Source organism: Nocardia sp. NPDC060249, from assembly GCF_042728755.1.
In the GTDB taxonomy this organism is placed as follows: domain Bacteria; phylum Actinomycetota; class Actinomycetes; order Mycobacteriales; family Mycobacteriaceae; genus Nocardia.
Window position 1 is genome coordinate 1,223,904 of record NZ_JBHXAQ010000001.1, and the last position, 13,255, is coordinate 1,237,158.

A 13,255-nucleotide genomic window follows, 5' to 3' on the forward strand; every position below is an offset into this window, starting at 1 on the left:
TCAGTGGGGGAGGGGGAGGAGTTCCACGAGCGAGCCTCGGCCGGTGCCAGGGGGCAGGATGGCCAGGGCTTGGCAGGGGATGAGGCCGGCGAGATGGGGAGTGTGCGCGGGGCCGGTGCTGCGCCAGACACCGCCGGGGTGTTGCTGGACGCCGACGATCCGGGTGGCTTCGCCTTCCATGACGCCGGCGTCGGAGAGCCGGCCCCACATGGTGGGGCCGGGCGTGCGCAGTGTGAGGGCGTCGACGATGGCCGGGCCGACGGCCAGGAGGGCGGCTACGGCGGCGAAGGGGTTGCCGGGCAGACCCAGGAGGACGCGGCCGTCGGGGAGCTGGGCGACGAGGGTGGAGCCGCCGGGGCGGATCGCTATCCGTTCGACGATGATGCGGGCACCCAGGTCGGCGAGCAGGGTGCGCAGGTGGTCGGCGGCGCCGCGACCGGTGGCACCGACCATGACGACCAGGTCGGCGTGGGATTTCAGGGTGAGCCAGGAGCGCAGCAGGTCGCGGCTGTCGGCGAGGTGCCACAGGCCGGTGCTCTCGATATCGCAGCAGCGCAGGAACTCCGGCATGACCGGGCCGAGGGAGTCGCGGGTTTCGCCAGGGCCGAGCGGGCCGACAGCGCGGATCTCGTCGCCGGTCATCACCACGTCGGCGCGCAAAGGTCCACGCACGCTGACGGTTTCGGCTTCGGCGCTGAGCGCCGCCGAAGCCAGCGCCGGTGAGACGCGCGCGCCGGCGCGAGCCAATTCCGTTCCGCTGCTCCAGTGTTCGCCTTGGCGGCGGGTGTCGTCGCGGACCGGCGCGCCGGGGGCGCGCATCACCACCGGTGTGCCGGACACACTCGTGGTCACGATGTGTTCGTCGCGCAGGGTCGCCGTGGTGCCCAGCGGGGTCGCCGCGCCGGTCGCGATCCGCACCGCCTCGCCGGGCGCCAGCACCACCGAGCAGCCGCGCCCGGCGTAGCTGACCTGCTGGTGCAGCCGCCACCACGGTCCGGGGCCAGCGACCGCGTAACCGTCCATGGCGGCGCTGTCCACCCGCGGCAGGGGCGTGCCCGCGGTGAGGGCGACAGCCAGGGTCGCCCCCACGGCCTCGGCGACGGGTCGCTCACGCACCGTGATCGGCTCGAGGTCCGCGGCTATTCGCGCGCGCACCAGACCCAGCCCGCATTGCACCGCCGGAACTACGCCCACCCGTGCGCTCGTCACCACGTTCCGCCTTCCGAGGACCATCATCGATACTGCGACTCATCGTGCGCATCACCGATTGCCTGCGATTTTCTGGGCAGTTGCCTCGCGATGACGTTGTGCTCACGCCGGCGCGTGCCGCTCGGTGCGCAGTTCGGCGTCACCAGCGGGTGCCCGCCGGTTACGTGCCGGCGTCCGGCCGGTCAGCGGCGGGCGAGTTCGGATCACGCTCGGGTGAGGGTGATCGCGAGTTCGGCGGCGCGTTCGGCGATGGCGGTGCCCAGGTCGGCGGTGGTAGCGGTGCCGCCGAGGTCCGGTGTCCGGACAGTACCCGCGGCGAGGACATCGCAGACCGCGCGGTCGACGGCGGTGGCCGCGGCGTGCTCACCCAGGTGGGCGAGCAGCATGGCCCCGGCGAGGATCTGGGCGACGGGGTCGGCGATGCCCATGCCCGCGATGTCGGGCGCGCTACCGTGCACGGCCTCGAACATCGACGGCGCGTCCGCCGCGGGGTTGATATTGCCCGAGGGCGCGAGCCCGAGTCCGCCGGTGACGGCCGCGGCGAGGTCGGAGAGGATGTCGCCGAACAGGTTCGAGCCCACGATCACATCCAGCCGATCGGGGTGGAGCACGATTTCGGCGGCGAGGGCGTCGACGTGCATCTGCCGGGTCCGCACCGTCGGGTACTCGGCGGCTACGCGCTCGAAAACGCTGTCCCAGTAGGGCATCGAGTGGATGAGCCCGTTGGATTTCGTCGCCGAACAGAGCGTCCCCGAGCGTTCGGCGGCGCGGTCGAAGGCGTAGCGGATGATCCGTTCGCAGCCGGTGCGGGTGAACACCGATTCCTGCAGCACGAATTCGTCCGGCCTGCCCGGGTTGTGGATGCCGCCGATCTCGGAGTACTCGCCCTCGGAGTTCTCCCGCACGATGAGAATGTCGAGGTCCTCGGCGTTGCGGTCGCGCAGCGCCGATTGCGTGCCGGGCAGCAGCCGCACCGGCCGCAGGTTGACGTACTGGCCGAAGGCGCGCCGCAGCGGAATCAGCAGGCCCCACAGCGAGATGTGGTCGGGCACCCCGGGGAATCCGACCGCGCCCAACAGGATCGCGTCGAACCCTGCGAGTTGTTCGGGCCCGTCGGCCGGCATCATCGCACCGGTCCGCAGATAGTTCTCGCACGACCAGTCGAACTCGGTCCAGCGGATTCCCGGCAGGACCCGGTCGAGCACCTTCACCGCCTCGACGGTCACGTCGACGCCGATTCCGTCGCCCGGAATGGTGGCGATCCGGTATGTGCGCACGCTGTCTCCCTAAACCTTGACGCCGATGTATTTGGTCTCGAGGAATTCGTCGATCCCGGTGAAACCGCCCTCGCGCCCGAGTCCGGATTCCTTCACTCCGCCGAAGGGCGCGGCCGGATTGGAGACCACGCCCTGGTTCAGGCCGACCATCCCCGTGTCGAGCGCTTCGCAGACGCGCAGTCCGCGACGCAGGTTCTCGGTGAACACATACGCCACCAGCCCGTAGGGGGTGTCGTTGGCGCGGGTGATCGCCTCGTCCTCGGTGTCGAACGTGCCGATCGCGGCGACGGGTCCGAAGATCTCGGTGTGGCACAACTCGGCGTCGTCGGGGACGCCGGTGAGCACGGTCGCCGGGTAGAAGGTGCCCGGTCCGTCGATCGCCGTGCCACCGAGGCGCACCTCGGCGCCGCGCTGGCGTGCGTCGGCCACGAGGTGCTCGACCTTGGCTACGGCATCGGCGTCGATGAGCGGCCCGACGACCACGCCCGGCTCGGTGCCACGACCCATCGGCAAGGCCGCCATGCGCGCGGCCAGTCGCTCGGCGAATGCCGCGGCGATGCCGCGCTGCGCCAGAATTCGGTTCGCGGCCGTACAGGCCTGGCCGATATTGCGCATCTTGGCGGCGAGCGCACCCTCGACCGCTTCGTCGAGATCGGCATCGTCGAACACCAGCAGCGGCGCGTTGCCGCCGAGTTCCATCGAGGTGCGCATGACAGTGCGGGCGCACTGTTCCAGCAGGAGTTTGCCGATGGCGGTGGACCCGGTGAAGGAGAGTTTCCGCGAGCGCGGATCGGCGATGAGCGGCGTCATCAGCGCACCGGGGTCGGCGGTGGTCACCACATTGACCACACCGTCGGGCACCCCCGCCTGGGCCAGGATCGCCGCGAGCGCCAGCATCGACAGCGGTGTCTGTTCGGCGGGCTTCACCACGCAGGTGCATCCGGCGGCCAGCGCGGGCGCGATCTTGCGCGCGCCCATCGCCATCGGGAAGTTCCACGGCGTGATGAGCAGGCTCGGCCCCACCGGTTGCTTCGTCACCAGGAACCGGGATCCGCCCGTCGGCGCGGGCAGGTACCCGCCGTCGAGGCGGACGGCTTCCTCGGCGAACCAGCGGAAGAACTCCGCGGCATAGGCGACTTCGCCACGCGCCTCGGCGAGCGGCTTGCCCATCTCGAGGGTCATGACCAGAGCGAGGCGTTCGGTGCCGGCCAGCAGCGCGTGGTGCGCGCGCATCAGGATGTCGCTGCGGGTGCGTGCCGGGGTGCCGGCCCAGGCCGCCTGGGCGGCGGCGGCCGCGGCGAGTGCGTCGAGTCCGTCGGCCGCAGTCGCGTCCGCCACCGCGCACAGCCGCGCACCGGTCGCGGGATCGAGGACGGGCAGCGTGGCGGCGCAGTCACGCCATCGGCCGCCGATGAACAGCCCCTGCGGAACGCTGTCGATCGCGGCCTGCTCGGCGGCGCTCAGGTTGTCGAGCAGCTGCGCGCTGCCTCCGGACTCGTCCATGCGGTGCCTGCCTCCCGACGCGGTGGGATCGCCCATTGCTGTGAACCCTGCCGCCATGTTATGCATATTGTCAACAATCCGACAATAGACAATCTGGGGAGTCCTTGATGACCGAGCTGTCTCCCGTCCTGAAGCAGGCCACGCCCGTCCACGTCGACCACGGCGCAGGCTGCTACCTCTACGACACCGACGGTCGCCGCTACCTGGATTTCACCGCCGGGATCGGCGTCACCAGCACCGGGCACTGCCATCCCACCGTGGTCGCGGCGGCGCAGGCCCAGGTCGCCAGCCTGATCCACGGCCAGTACACGACGGTGCTGCACCGGCCGCTGCTCGAACTCACCGAGCGGCTCGGCGCTGTGCTGCCCGAGGGCTTGGACGCGCTGTTCTTCGCCAATTCCGGCAGCGAGGCGGTCGAGGCCGCGCTGCGTCTGGCCCGCCAAGCCACCGGGCGCCCGAACGTGGTCGTCTTCCACGGCGGTTTTCACGGCCGCACCGTCGCCGCGGCGACCATGACCACCTCGGGAACCCGGTTCTCGGCGGGGTTCAGCCCGTTGATGTCCGGGGTACACGTGGCCCCGTTTCCGACGGCCTTCCGCTACGGCTGGAGCGAAGCCGAAGCCACCGACTTCGCGCTGCGTGAGCTCGACTATCTGCTCGCCACTCTCACCTCGCCCGCGGAAACCGCCGCGTTCATCGTCGAACCGGTGCTCGGCGAGGGCGGCTACATCCCCGGCAACACCCGGTTCTTCCACGGCCTGCGCGAGCGCGCCGACCGGCACGGCATCCTGCTGGTCTTCGACGAGATCCAGACCGGCTTCGGCCGGACCGGAAAGTTCTTCGGCCACCAGCACTTCGACGTCCGCCCCGACGTGATCACCATCGCCAAGGGCTTGGCCAGCGGGTTCCCGCTGTCTGGCATCGCGGCGTCGCGGGAGTTGATGGCCAAGGCCTGGCCGGGCTCGCAGGGCGGGACCTACGGCGGCAACGCGGTGGCCTGTGCCGCGGCGGTCGCGACACTCGAGGTGATCGAGGCCGAGGGTCTCGTCGACAACGCCGCCGTCCGTGGCGCGCAATTGCTCAGGGGCGTCGAAAGTCTCGCCACCAAGGCGATCGGGGACGTCCGTGGACTCGGTCTGCTCGTCGGCGCCGAATTCACCACGCCGACCGGCGAACCCGACACCGCGACGGCATCGGCCGCCCAGAAGGCCGCCGTCGACAAGGGACTGCTGCTGCTCACCTGCGGCGCGCACATGAATGTCGTGCGCATGATCCCGCCGCTCATCGTCACCGAAACTCAGATCGAGGACGCGCTGGCGATCTGGTCGGAAGTCCTCGCCGAGCTGTAGTCCGCCGCACCGCACAGGAAGCAGGAGGCCGATGGCCCGCTACATGAGCATCACCCTCACCAAAGCCGGCGTCACCTGTCGCGCGCGCCTGCTCGACGACGAAGCCCCGCTCACGTGTGCCGCCGTCTGGGATGCGCTCCCCCAGGAGGGCGACGCCTTCCACGCCAAATACGCCCGCAACGAGGTCTACGCCCTGGTGCCCCGCATCACGGCGGCCCCGCATCGCGAAAATCCCACCGTCACACCGATTCCCGGTGACGTCTGCCTCTTCGACTTCGAACCGTGGGAAATCGGCAACCCCGCCTACGGCTACGAACCCGGCTCCGCGGCCCATCACGCCCAGGGCGCCACCGACCTGGCCCTGTTCTACGGCCGCAACAATCTGCTGATCAACGGCGACCTCGGCTGGGTCCCCGGCAGCGTCTTCGCCACGATCGAGGACGGCCTCGCGGGCGTGGCGACCGCCTGCAACGGACTGTGGTTGCGCGGTGTCGAGGGGGAGACGCTGGCATTCGCCCGCGCGTGAGACAACGACCGCCTCGCCGCCGCCGATTCCCTCGGCGGCGGCGAAAGCGGTGCGCGCCCTATTTGTTTCAGGAGTTCAGCACGAACTCGGCGTGCCTGGCGACCGCGAGGATCAAGTCATCGGAATGCCGGGGGCCGACAATCTGCAAGCCCACCGGCATGCCGGCGCGCGTCGTACCGGCCGGGATGCTGATGGCCGGCTGCTGAGTCATGTTGAACGGGTAGGTGAACGGGGTCCAGTCGGGCCACCCGCGCAGTCCGCTGCCCGGCGGCACATCGTGTCCGGCCTCGAACGCGGTGATCGGCATGGTCGGGGTGATCAGGACGTCGTAGGCGGTGTGGAAATTGCCCATCGTGATACCGACTTCCGCCGCGACGTGGCGGGCATCGAGATAGTCGACAGCGCTGACGGCTTCGCCGCGCGCCCAGACCGCGCCCAAGCCGGGATCCACCTTCGCACGGGACCCGGCCGGGAACTTCGACAGCATGGTCGCCGCACCCGCGGCCCACAGAGTGTCGAAGGCTTCGCGCGGGTCAGCGAATCCGGGGTCGACCGCATCGATGGTCAGGTCGGCCTCGGCCAACCGCCGCACCGCGCTCTCGACGATCTCGGCCACCTCGGGGTCCACCTGTGCGTACCCGAGCGTGGCGGAGTAGCCGACCGACAGCCCGCGCACATCCCGCTGCATCTGACTGCGGAAGGTCGTCAAGGTGGGGGCCAGCGCCGTCGGGTCGCGCGGATCCGGCAGCGAGAGGATGTCCATCAGCAGTGCCGCGTCCTCGACGGTGCGCGTCATCGGCCCGGCGTGGGCGAGGGGCCCGAACGGGCTGGCCGGGTACAGCGGCACCCGCCCGTGCGTCGGTTTGAAGCCGACGATCCCGCAGAACGAAGCAGGAATCCGGATGCTGCCGCCACCGTCGGTGCCCACCGATACCGGCGTCATCCCGCCCGCCACCGCCGCCGCGCTGCCCCCCGACGACCCGCCCGCGGTCGTCGCGGGATCGGCGGGATTGCGGGTGATGCCGGTGAGCGCACTGTCGGTGACACCCTTCCAGGCGATCTCCGGGGTGGTCGTCTTGCCGACGAACACCATCCCGTCCTCGCGCAGCCGAGCGGCGACCGGACTGTCCACCAGCCACGGCCCGCCCGCGTCGACGCAGGTGGAACCACGCAGGGTCGGCCAGCCTTCGGTCAGGAAGATGTCCTTGATGGAAATCGGCACACCGTCGAGCAACCCGCGCGGATGGCCCGACTGCCAGCGCGCCTCGGAGTCCTTGGCCTGCACCAGCGCCCGGTCCGGATCGACCAGGCAGAAGGCGTTGAGCGCGCCGTCACGGGCGGCGATGGCGTCCAGGCAGGCTTGCGCCGCTTCGACAGGGGAGAGCTGCCCGGCCGCATAGGCCGAGACCAACTGAACCGCCGTCATCACGGTGGGATCGGTGGGGAGATCGGGCTGCGTCATGGCGGGGCTCCTTCAGCCGGGCACGTACCCGAGCGTCTTGTCGACAACGTTGTCCAGCGGCAGTCCGGCTGCCCACCTGCCGAAATTGTCGGTGAATGCGCGGACGATCTCGGTGCGCCAGCCACGGAAATCGCCCGAATTGTGCGGCGTGAGCACCACATTCGGCAGATCCCAGAGCGGATGACCGGCGGGCAGCGGCTCCGGATCCACCACGTCCAGTGCGGCCGCGGCGATCGAACCGTTGCCGAGCGCGGCCACGAGATCGTCGGTAACCACTAGTTCCCCGCGTCCGACATTGACAAACCTGGCATGCGGTTTCATCGCCGCGAACGCGGCGGCATCGAACATGTGCCGGGTCTGCGCGGTGAGCGGGGCGATCGCGATCACGTAGTCCGCGCCGGGCAGTTCGGCGTGCAGGTCGTCGCTGACGGTGCCGAAATCCGGGTCGCCGGAGCGGGCGCGGCGCCCCACCCCGCGCACCGTCATGCCCGCGGCGCGCAGCAATCGCGCGATGGTCCGGCCGATCGAGCCGGTTCCGACGATCAGTGCCGTGGCCCCGGCCACGCGCTCGGATTCGCGGTGGCGCCACTCGTGCCGCTGCTGCAACCGGATCGACCCGGGCAGGTCCTTGGCGAACGAGATGATCTGCCCGAGGACATATTCGGCGATGGCGGTATCGAAGACATTGCGGGTATTGGTGACCACCACATCGGAGGCGCGCAGCTCCGGGAACATCACCGGATCCACGCCGACGCCGCCCATGTGCAGCCAGCGCAGGCGATCGGCGCGGTGCCACGCACCGGGTACGGCGCGGGTCTGGAAGTCGTAGACGAACAGCACATCGGCGCCGGGTAGCGCATCGGCGAGCCCGTCGGCCTCGGTGTAGCGCACGTCGGCGCGCTCGGCAACGGGGGCCATGAGGTCCGGTTCGGGCACGCTGTCACGATGTAGGACGGTGACAATCGGCCCGTTTTCCACATTGACACCGTACGATCAGATCGTATGATTGTCAACAATCCGATCGTGTTCGGAGGTCTGCCCGGCTGAGCGCGAGAGGGGCCGCAGTGGAGTTCAGCTTCCCGGACATCGACGGGCCGGTAGCCCAACGAGGGATCGGCGTGATCGCGCCGTTCGACCTCGCCCTCGAACGGGAACTGTGGCGGTGGGCGCCCTTGGAGGTGAGTCTGCACCTGGCCCGCACACCGTACGAACCGGTACCGGTATCCCTGGCGATGGCCGAATTGGTGTCCAATCCGCTGCACCTGACCGCGGCCACCCACGACGTGCTGCACGTGGAACCGGAAGTTGTCGCCTACCTGTGCACGTCGGGCAGCTTCATCAACGGGCTCGCCTACGAACGATCCCTGCGGGAGACGATCTGCCTGGCCGGTGCGCCCGACGCGGTGACCACCTCGGGCGCCTTGGTGGAAGCGATCAAGCACCTCAACATCACCCGGATGTCGGTCATCACCCCGTACGACGAGATCCTCACCGGCAAACTGCACGACTTCCTCGACGAGGCGGGCTGCACCACGATCAAGTCCGATCACCTCGGGCTCGGCGGCGGTATCTGGAAGGTCAACTACCGCACCATCGCCGAACGGATACTCGGCGCCGACGACCCCCGCTCGGAAGCGATCTTCGTCAGCTGCACCAACCTGCCGACCTACGACGTGATCGAGCCACTCGAACAGGCGCTCGGCAAACCCGTCCTCACCGCCAATCAACTGACCATGTGGGCCTGCCTCGGCCGAATGAAACTCCCCATGATGGGCCCAGGAAAGTGGCTCGTCAATGTCTTCTAGTCGAATGAGGACGCGACATTCTGCCCAGGAAAGTGGCTCGTCAATGTCTTCTGAACGGTCTTCTGAACGGAGCGAGATGTACACGCCGACCATCGGATTCATCTACCCCGACCACGCCGCCGAGGACGACTACCCCCGCGCCGCGGCCCTGCTCGGCGCCGCGTTGCCGGTGGCCCACATCTACGGCACCGACCTGCACGCCGTCCCCGAACTGCTCGATCTGGGCAGCCCGGAGAAGCTGAGCCACGGCGCCGCGTTGCTCGCGGTCGAGGACCCCGCCGCCGTGGTCTGGGCGTGTACCTCGGGCAGTTTCGTCTACGGGCCGGCGGGTGCGCGCGGCCAGGTCGACAGCCTCGCCGAAGCAGCCGGGGTGCCCGCGTCGAGCACGAGTTTCGCGTTCGTCGAGGCGGCGCGGACGCTCGGCGTGCGGCGGGTGGCCGTCGTCGCGAGCTACCCCGAGGAGGTGGCGCGGTTGTTCGTCGACTTCCTCGCCGATGCGGGCATCGAGGTGGTCTCGATGTCGAGCGCCGGGATCGACACCGCCGCCGAGGTCGGCACCCTCACACCGGACCAGGTCCTGACCCTGGCCGTCACCAACGACCACGCCGACGCCCAGGCGCTGCTCATCCCGGATACGGCCATGCATACTCTCGAGGTGCTCCCGAAACTCGAGGCCGCGCTCGGTAAGCCGGTGCTGACGGCGAACCAGGTCACCATCTGGGAAGGTCTGCGGCTGGCCGGGGCCACCGCGGTCGCTCCCGAGCTGGGCGTGTTGTTCGCGCAGGGGAGTCGCCATGTCGATCATTGATTTCGAGCCGGTCAACCAGCAGTCCACCGCGGAGATGATCGCCGGCCGCCTGCGCGAGGCGATCATGCGCGGTGCGCTGGCGCCCGGCGCCCAACTCGGTGAAGCCGATCTGGCGACCAGTTTCGGCGTCTCGCGCGGACCCGTGCGCGAGGCCATGCAACGCCTCGTGCAAGAGGGCCTGCTGTTCAGCATCCGCAACCGCGGCATCTTCGTCATCGAACTCACCACCGACGATGTCATCGACATCTACCGCGCCCGCACCGCTCTGGAGGGCGGCGCGCTCGACCTCATCCTCGACGGCCGCCGCGACATCGCCTACGCCGCCCTGCGACCCAGTGTCACCGCCCTGCGACTGACCGCCGACGCCGGCGATGCCGCCGGTGTCTCCGACGCCGACCAGGCCTTCCACGAAGCCCTCGTCACCGCCGCCGACAGCCCCCGCCTCGTCCGCGCCGCCCGCACCCTGCTCATCGAAACCCGCATGTGCCTCGGCGCCCTCCAAACCACCTACCCCGACCTGCGCGAACAAGCCCGCGAACACGTCGAACTCCACGAAGCGATCGGCACCGGCTCACCCGAGCGTGCGCGCACCCTGCTCGTGGAACACATGGACGACGCGGTGCGGCGCCTGCGCGACCGCTAGCCCGCGCCGATCACGTCAACGGCACCGTCTTCCACCAGTCGAGCAATTGGGCCATGGACGGATCATTGCTCGCACCGAGGCCGTAGGAGTACATGATGAATTCGTCGCGACGCGGGTCGTGGGGGAACACCGTCGCGATGCGCGGAGGATCGGTCGGGGCCGAGCCCCATTTGTAGTTGGTGTAGCCCGTGCCGCCGTTGATGTCGACGTCTTGGGCCGCACCGGCGAAAGTGTCGGCTACCCGCTTCGCCTCGGCGGCGGAGGCGTACCGGAAGATCCTGACGTAGGGCCACCGGGTGATACTCGCGGGAATCATGTAGCTGTTGGCGTACCCGCATTGCCACATCGCGGTGGGCTCGCCGAGTTGCGGGTCCGGTCGGGACCCTGCCCAGAACCAGTGGATCTTGCTCCGTTCGTTGAAAACGTCTCCACTGCACGTCGTTTCGCCGAATCCTGGCCCCGAACCCCATGTCTGCCCCGCCGGTATCTCGTCGGCGGGGAGCATGTGCGCGAACGCTCGACGCGCCTCGTCGAGGTCGCGTTGGGGCGCAGTGCGATCCGTGGTCAGCGCCCAGGCACCGATACCAGCGACCACCACCACGACGAAACTCACACAGAGCCCGACGATCCAGCCGGCGTTCGAGCGGCGTCGCGGTGCCGGGCGGTAAGGATACGCGCCGCGTGGTGCCGCCGGGTACGGCCGCGCCACCGGCGAGTTGTACTGCGCTGGAGCCGGATACGGCCGCACGGGTGTCATCGGCCGGACCGGGATCGGGGCGGGCGGCTGTCGCGAGGCGATCCCCGTCAGCGCCTGCCGCGCCGCGTCGGCGAAGTCCGCGCAGGACGCGAATCGGTCGGCCGGTCTCTTCGCCATCGCCCGTGCCAGGACGGCGTCCAGCGCGGCGGGCAGACCGGGGCGGGCGGCAGACACAGCAGGCGGTTGTTGTTGCAGGTGGCCCTGGATCACGCCCGCCGGGTGGACCGATTCGAACGGCGCCGTGCCCGTGAGCAAGAAGTACAGAGTGCAGGCCAGTGAGTACTGGTCGGCGCGGCCGTCCATCTGCGCCCCGGTCAGTTGCTCGGGTGCGGCGTAGGCGAGCGTCGCGGTGAAGGTCCCCGTTCGGGTGAGGCGATTCGCCGCGTCATCGACGACCCGTGCGATGCCGAAATCGGTGAGATAGACCCGTTGCTGGTCGTCGGACGCCTTCGCCAGCAGAATGTTGGCCGGTTTCACGTCGCGATGCAGTACGCCTTTGTGATGGGCGAAGTCGAGCGCCGCGGCGGTCTCACCGACGATGTAGACGGCCCGTTCGGGCGGCAAGGTCAGCGGGTCGATGGTGGCCGCGTCCACACCATCGATGTACTGCATCGAAATCCAGAGCCTGCCCTCGTCGGCGCCACGGTCGAACACCGTCACGATATTGGGGTGCTCCAACTGCGCGACCAGATCGGCCTCCCGCTCGAACCGGGCACGTAACTCGTTGTCGGAGAACAACTCTTCGTTGAGCAATTTCAGCGCGAGCAATCGCGGCAGTCGTGGATGCCGGGCCAGATACACCGCGCCCATCCCGCCCTGACCCACCCGTCGTTCGATCGTGTATCCGGCGAAAATCGCACCGTCACGCACCCGCTGGCCCTCCCTCACATCCCGATCGCAAGCGCTCTGATGCTAGTTCAGCGCGGGGCGCCGGATGCTCGCGTCCGGTCTGGGACGGCGACGCACCGAGTCGAGCGAACCGATCGGTGTGGTCGAGGGCGAAAGCGGGCAGAATGGGCTCGGTCAGGACACCCGACTTCCGGCAGGAGCTCTCGTGGACAGCGAACAGCGCACACGCGCGCAGGCTTTCGTCGATCTGCACCGCGAAGGCTGCTTCCTGCTGCCGAATGCCTGGGATGCGGGGAGCGCGCGGATCCTGGAGTCGGTGGGATTCCCCGCGATCGCGACCACCAGCGCGGGGGTCGCCTTCTCGTTCGGTCGCCCGGACCACGACTTCTTCACCGAGCACGGTGCGCACGGTCGCGTCGATCGCTCGACGATGATGGGGCGGATCCACGAGATCACCAGCGCCGTGCGGGTGCCGGTCAGCGCCGATCTCGAGGAGGGGTACGGGCCGGACGCCCAGGACGTGGCGACCACTCTCTCCCTCGCCATCGACGCCGGTGCGGCGGGCGGCAACATCGAGGACTTCACCGGTGACCGCACCACCCCGCTGTTCGACGAGGTGCACGCGGTGGACCGGGTCCGGGCGGCGCGCGCGGCGGTGGCGGCCAGTGGGGAGCCGTTCGTGCTCGTCGGCCGCACCGACGCGCTGCTCGTGGGCGCCGGTCTCGACGAGGCGATCCGCCGCGCCAACTCCTACCTCGCCGCCGGCGCGGACTGCGCGTTCGTCCCCGGGGCGGCCGACGCGGCCACGATCGCCACCCTCGTCGCGGCGCTGCACGGACCGCTCAACGTCGTCATGGGTCTGACCGGTGGCGGCCTGTCGATGGCCGAACTCGCCGACCTCGGCGTTCGCCGGGTCACCGTGGGTGGCAGCATCGCCCGCCTGCTCTACCGCCACCTCCTCGACGCGGCCACCGAGCTCTCCGAACACGGCACTTTCACCTACGGCGACACCCAACTCACCCAGACGGCGCTCAACGCCCACTTCGCCGACCGCGCCTGACCGGGGA

12 protein-coding genes are annotated in these 13,255 nt (G+C 69.5%); 6 read left to right on the forward strand and 6 right to left on the reverse strand.

Features of this window, described 5'->3' with window-relative positions; genetic code table 11:
* The 3 genes from ACFWFP_RS05490 to ACFWFP_RS05500 all read right to left on the reverse strand — a co-directional run bounded on the left by ACFWFP_RS05490 (position 1) and on the right by ACFWFP_RS05500 (position 3,989).
* Complete coding sequence (locus ACFWFP_RS05490; RefSeq protein ID WP_379293295.1) at positions 1–1,209, reverse strand: molybdopterin-binding protein; 1,209 nt, start codon at positions 1,207–1,209, stop codon at positions 1–3.
* Positions 1,210–1,412: 203 nt separating this feature from the next.
* The gene (locus ACFWFP_RS05495; RefSeq protein ID WP_379293296.1) at positions 1,413–2,486 is read right to left on the reverse strand and encodes a tartrate dehydrogenase; all 1,074 of its coding nucleotides are present in this window, start codon (positions 2,484–2,486) and stop codon (positions 1,413–1,415) included.
* A gap of 9 nt (positions 2,487–2,495) precedes the next feature.
* Positions 2,496–3,989, reverse strand: a complete 1,494-nt coding sequence (locus ACFWFP_RS05500) for an NAD-dependent succinate-semialdehyde dehydrogenase (RefSeq protein WP_379293298.1) — start codon at positions 3,987–3,989, stop codon at positions 2,496–2,498.
* A 107-nt stretch (positions 3,990–4,096) separates the two neighbouring features.
* Here ACFWFP_RS05500 and ACFWFP_RS05505 point away from each other — a divergent pair, with 107 nt between their 5' ends.
* The gene (locus tag ACFWFP_RS05505; RefSeq protein WP_379293299.1) at positions 4,097–5,338 is read left to right on the forward strand and encodes an aspartate aminotransferase family protein; all 1,242 of its coding nucleotides are present in this window, start codon (positions 4,097–4,099) and stop codon (positions 5,336–5,338) included.
* Positions 5,339–5,369: 31 nt separating this feature from the next.
* Complete coding sequence (locus ACFWFP_RS05510) at positions 5,370–5,864, forward strand: DUF3830 family protein (RefSeq protein WP_379293300.1); 495 nt, start codon at positions 5,370–5,372, stop codon at positions 5,862–5,864.
* A 67-nt stretch (positions 5,865–5,931) separates the two neighbouring features.
* Here ACFWFP_RS05510 and ACFWFP_RS05515 read toward each other — a convergent pair whose 3' ends face one another.
* On the reverse strand, positions 5,932–7,326 hold the full coding sequence (locus ACFWFP_RS05515; protein WP_379293302.1) for an amidase: 1,395 nt from the start codon (positions 7,324–7,326) through the stop codon (positions 5,932–5,934).
* Positions 7,327–7,338: 12 nt separating this feature from the next.
* Positions 7,339–8,304, reverse strand: a complete 966-nt coding sequence (locus tag ACFWFP_RS05520; RefSeq protein WP_379293303.1) for a D-2-hydroxyacid dehydrogenase — start codon at positions 8,302–8,304, stop codon at positions 7,339–7,341.
* 86 nt (positions 8,305–8,390) lie between these two features.
* On the opposite strand from ACFWFP_RS05520, the gene ACFWFP_RS05525 reads away from it, so the two are divergent.
* From ACFWFP_RS05525 to ACFWFP_RS05535, 3 genes are all read left to right on the forward strand, one after another.
* Entirely contained in the window at positions 8,391–9,131 is a 741-nt protein-coding gene (locus ACFWFP_RS05525; RefSeq protein ID WP_378995253.1) for an Asp/Glu/hydantoin racemase, read from the forward strand.
* Positions 9,132–9,207: 76 nt separating this feature from the next.
* The gene (locus tag ACFWFP_RS05530; protein ID WP_379293304.1) at positions 9,208–9,939 is read left to right on the forward strand and encodes a maleate cis-trans isomerase; all 732 of its coding nucleotides are present in this window, start codon (positions 9,208–9,210) and stop codon (positions 9,937–9,939) included.
* Positions 9,926–10,582 (forward strand): GntR family transcriptional regulator, encoded by a 657-nt coding sequence (locus ACFWFP_RS05535; RefSeq protein ID WP_379293306.1) that lies wholly within the window; start codon positions 9,926–9,928, stop codon positions 10,580–10,582. The genes ACFWFP_RS05530 and ACFWFP_RS05535 overlap by 14 nt, the downstream gene beginning before the upstream one ends.
* A gap of 10 nt (positions 10,583–10,592) precedes the next feature.
* Here the strand turns inward: ACFWFP_RS05535 and ACFWFP_RS05540 are convergent, their stop codons facing one another.
* Complete coding sequence (locus ACFWFP_RS05540) at positions 10,593–12,209, reverse strand: protein kinase (RefSeq protein WP_379293308.1); 1,617 nt, start codon at positions 12,207–12,209, stop codon at positions 10,593–10,595.
* A 184-nt stretch (positions 12,210–12,393) separates the two neighbouring features.
* Between ACFWFP_RS05540 and ACFWFP_RS05545 the strand changes: the two genes are divergently transcribed.
* Complete coding sequence (locus ACFWFP_RS05545; protein ID WP_379293309.1) at positions 12,394–13,248, forward strand: isocitrate lyase/phosphoenolpyruvate mutase family protein; 855 nt, start codon at positions 12,394–12,396, stop codon at positions 13,246–13,248.
* Positions 13,249–13,255 lie beyond the last annotated feature (7 nt).

Coding starts and splice junctions, on each gene's coding strand:
- ACFWFP_RS05500 (WP_379293298.1), bottom strand. CDS start 3,989: ATGGACGAGTCCGGAGGCAGCGCGCAGCTGCTCGACAACCTGAGCGCC.
- ACFWFP_RS05505 (WP_379293299.1), top strand. CDS start 4,097: ATGACCGAGCTGTCTCCCGTCCTGAAGCAGGCCACGCCCGTCCACGTC.
- ACFWFP_RS05510 (WP_379293300.1), top strand. CDS start 5,370: ATGGCCCGCTACATGAGCATCACCCTCACCAAAGCCGGCGTCACCTGT.
- ACFWFP_RS05515 (WP_379293302.1), bottom strand. CDS start 7,326: ATGACGCAGCCCGATCTCCCCACCGATCCCACCGTGATGACGGCGGTT.
- ACFWFP_RS05530 (WP_379293304.1), top strand. CDS start 9,208: ATGTACACGCCGACCATCGGATTCATCTACCCCGACCACGCCGCCGAG.
- ACFWFP_RS05535 (WP_379293306.1), top strand. CDS start 9,926: ATGTCGATCATTGATTTCGAGCCGGTCAACCAGCAGTCCACCGCGGAG.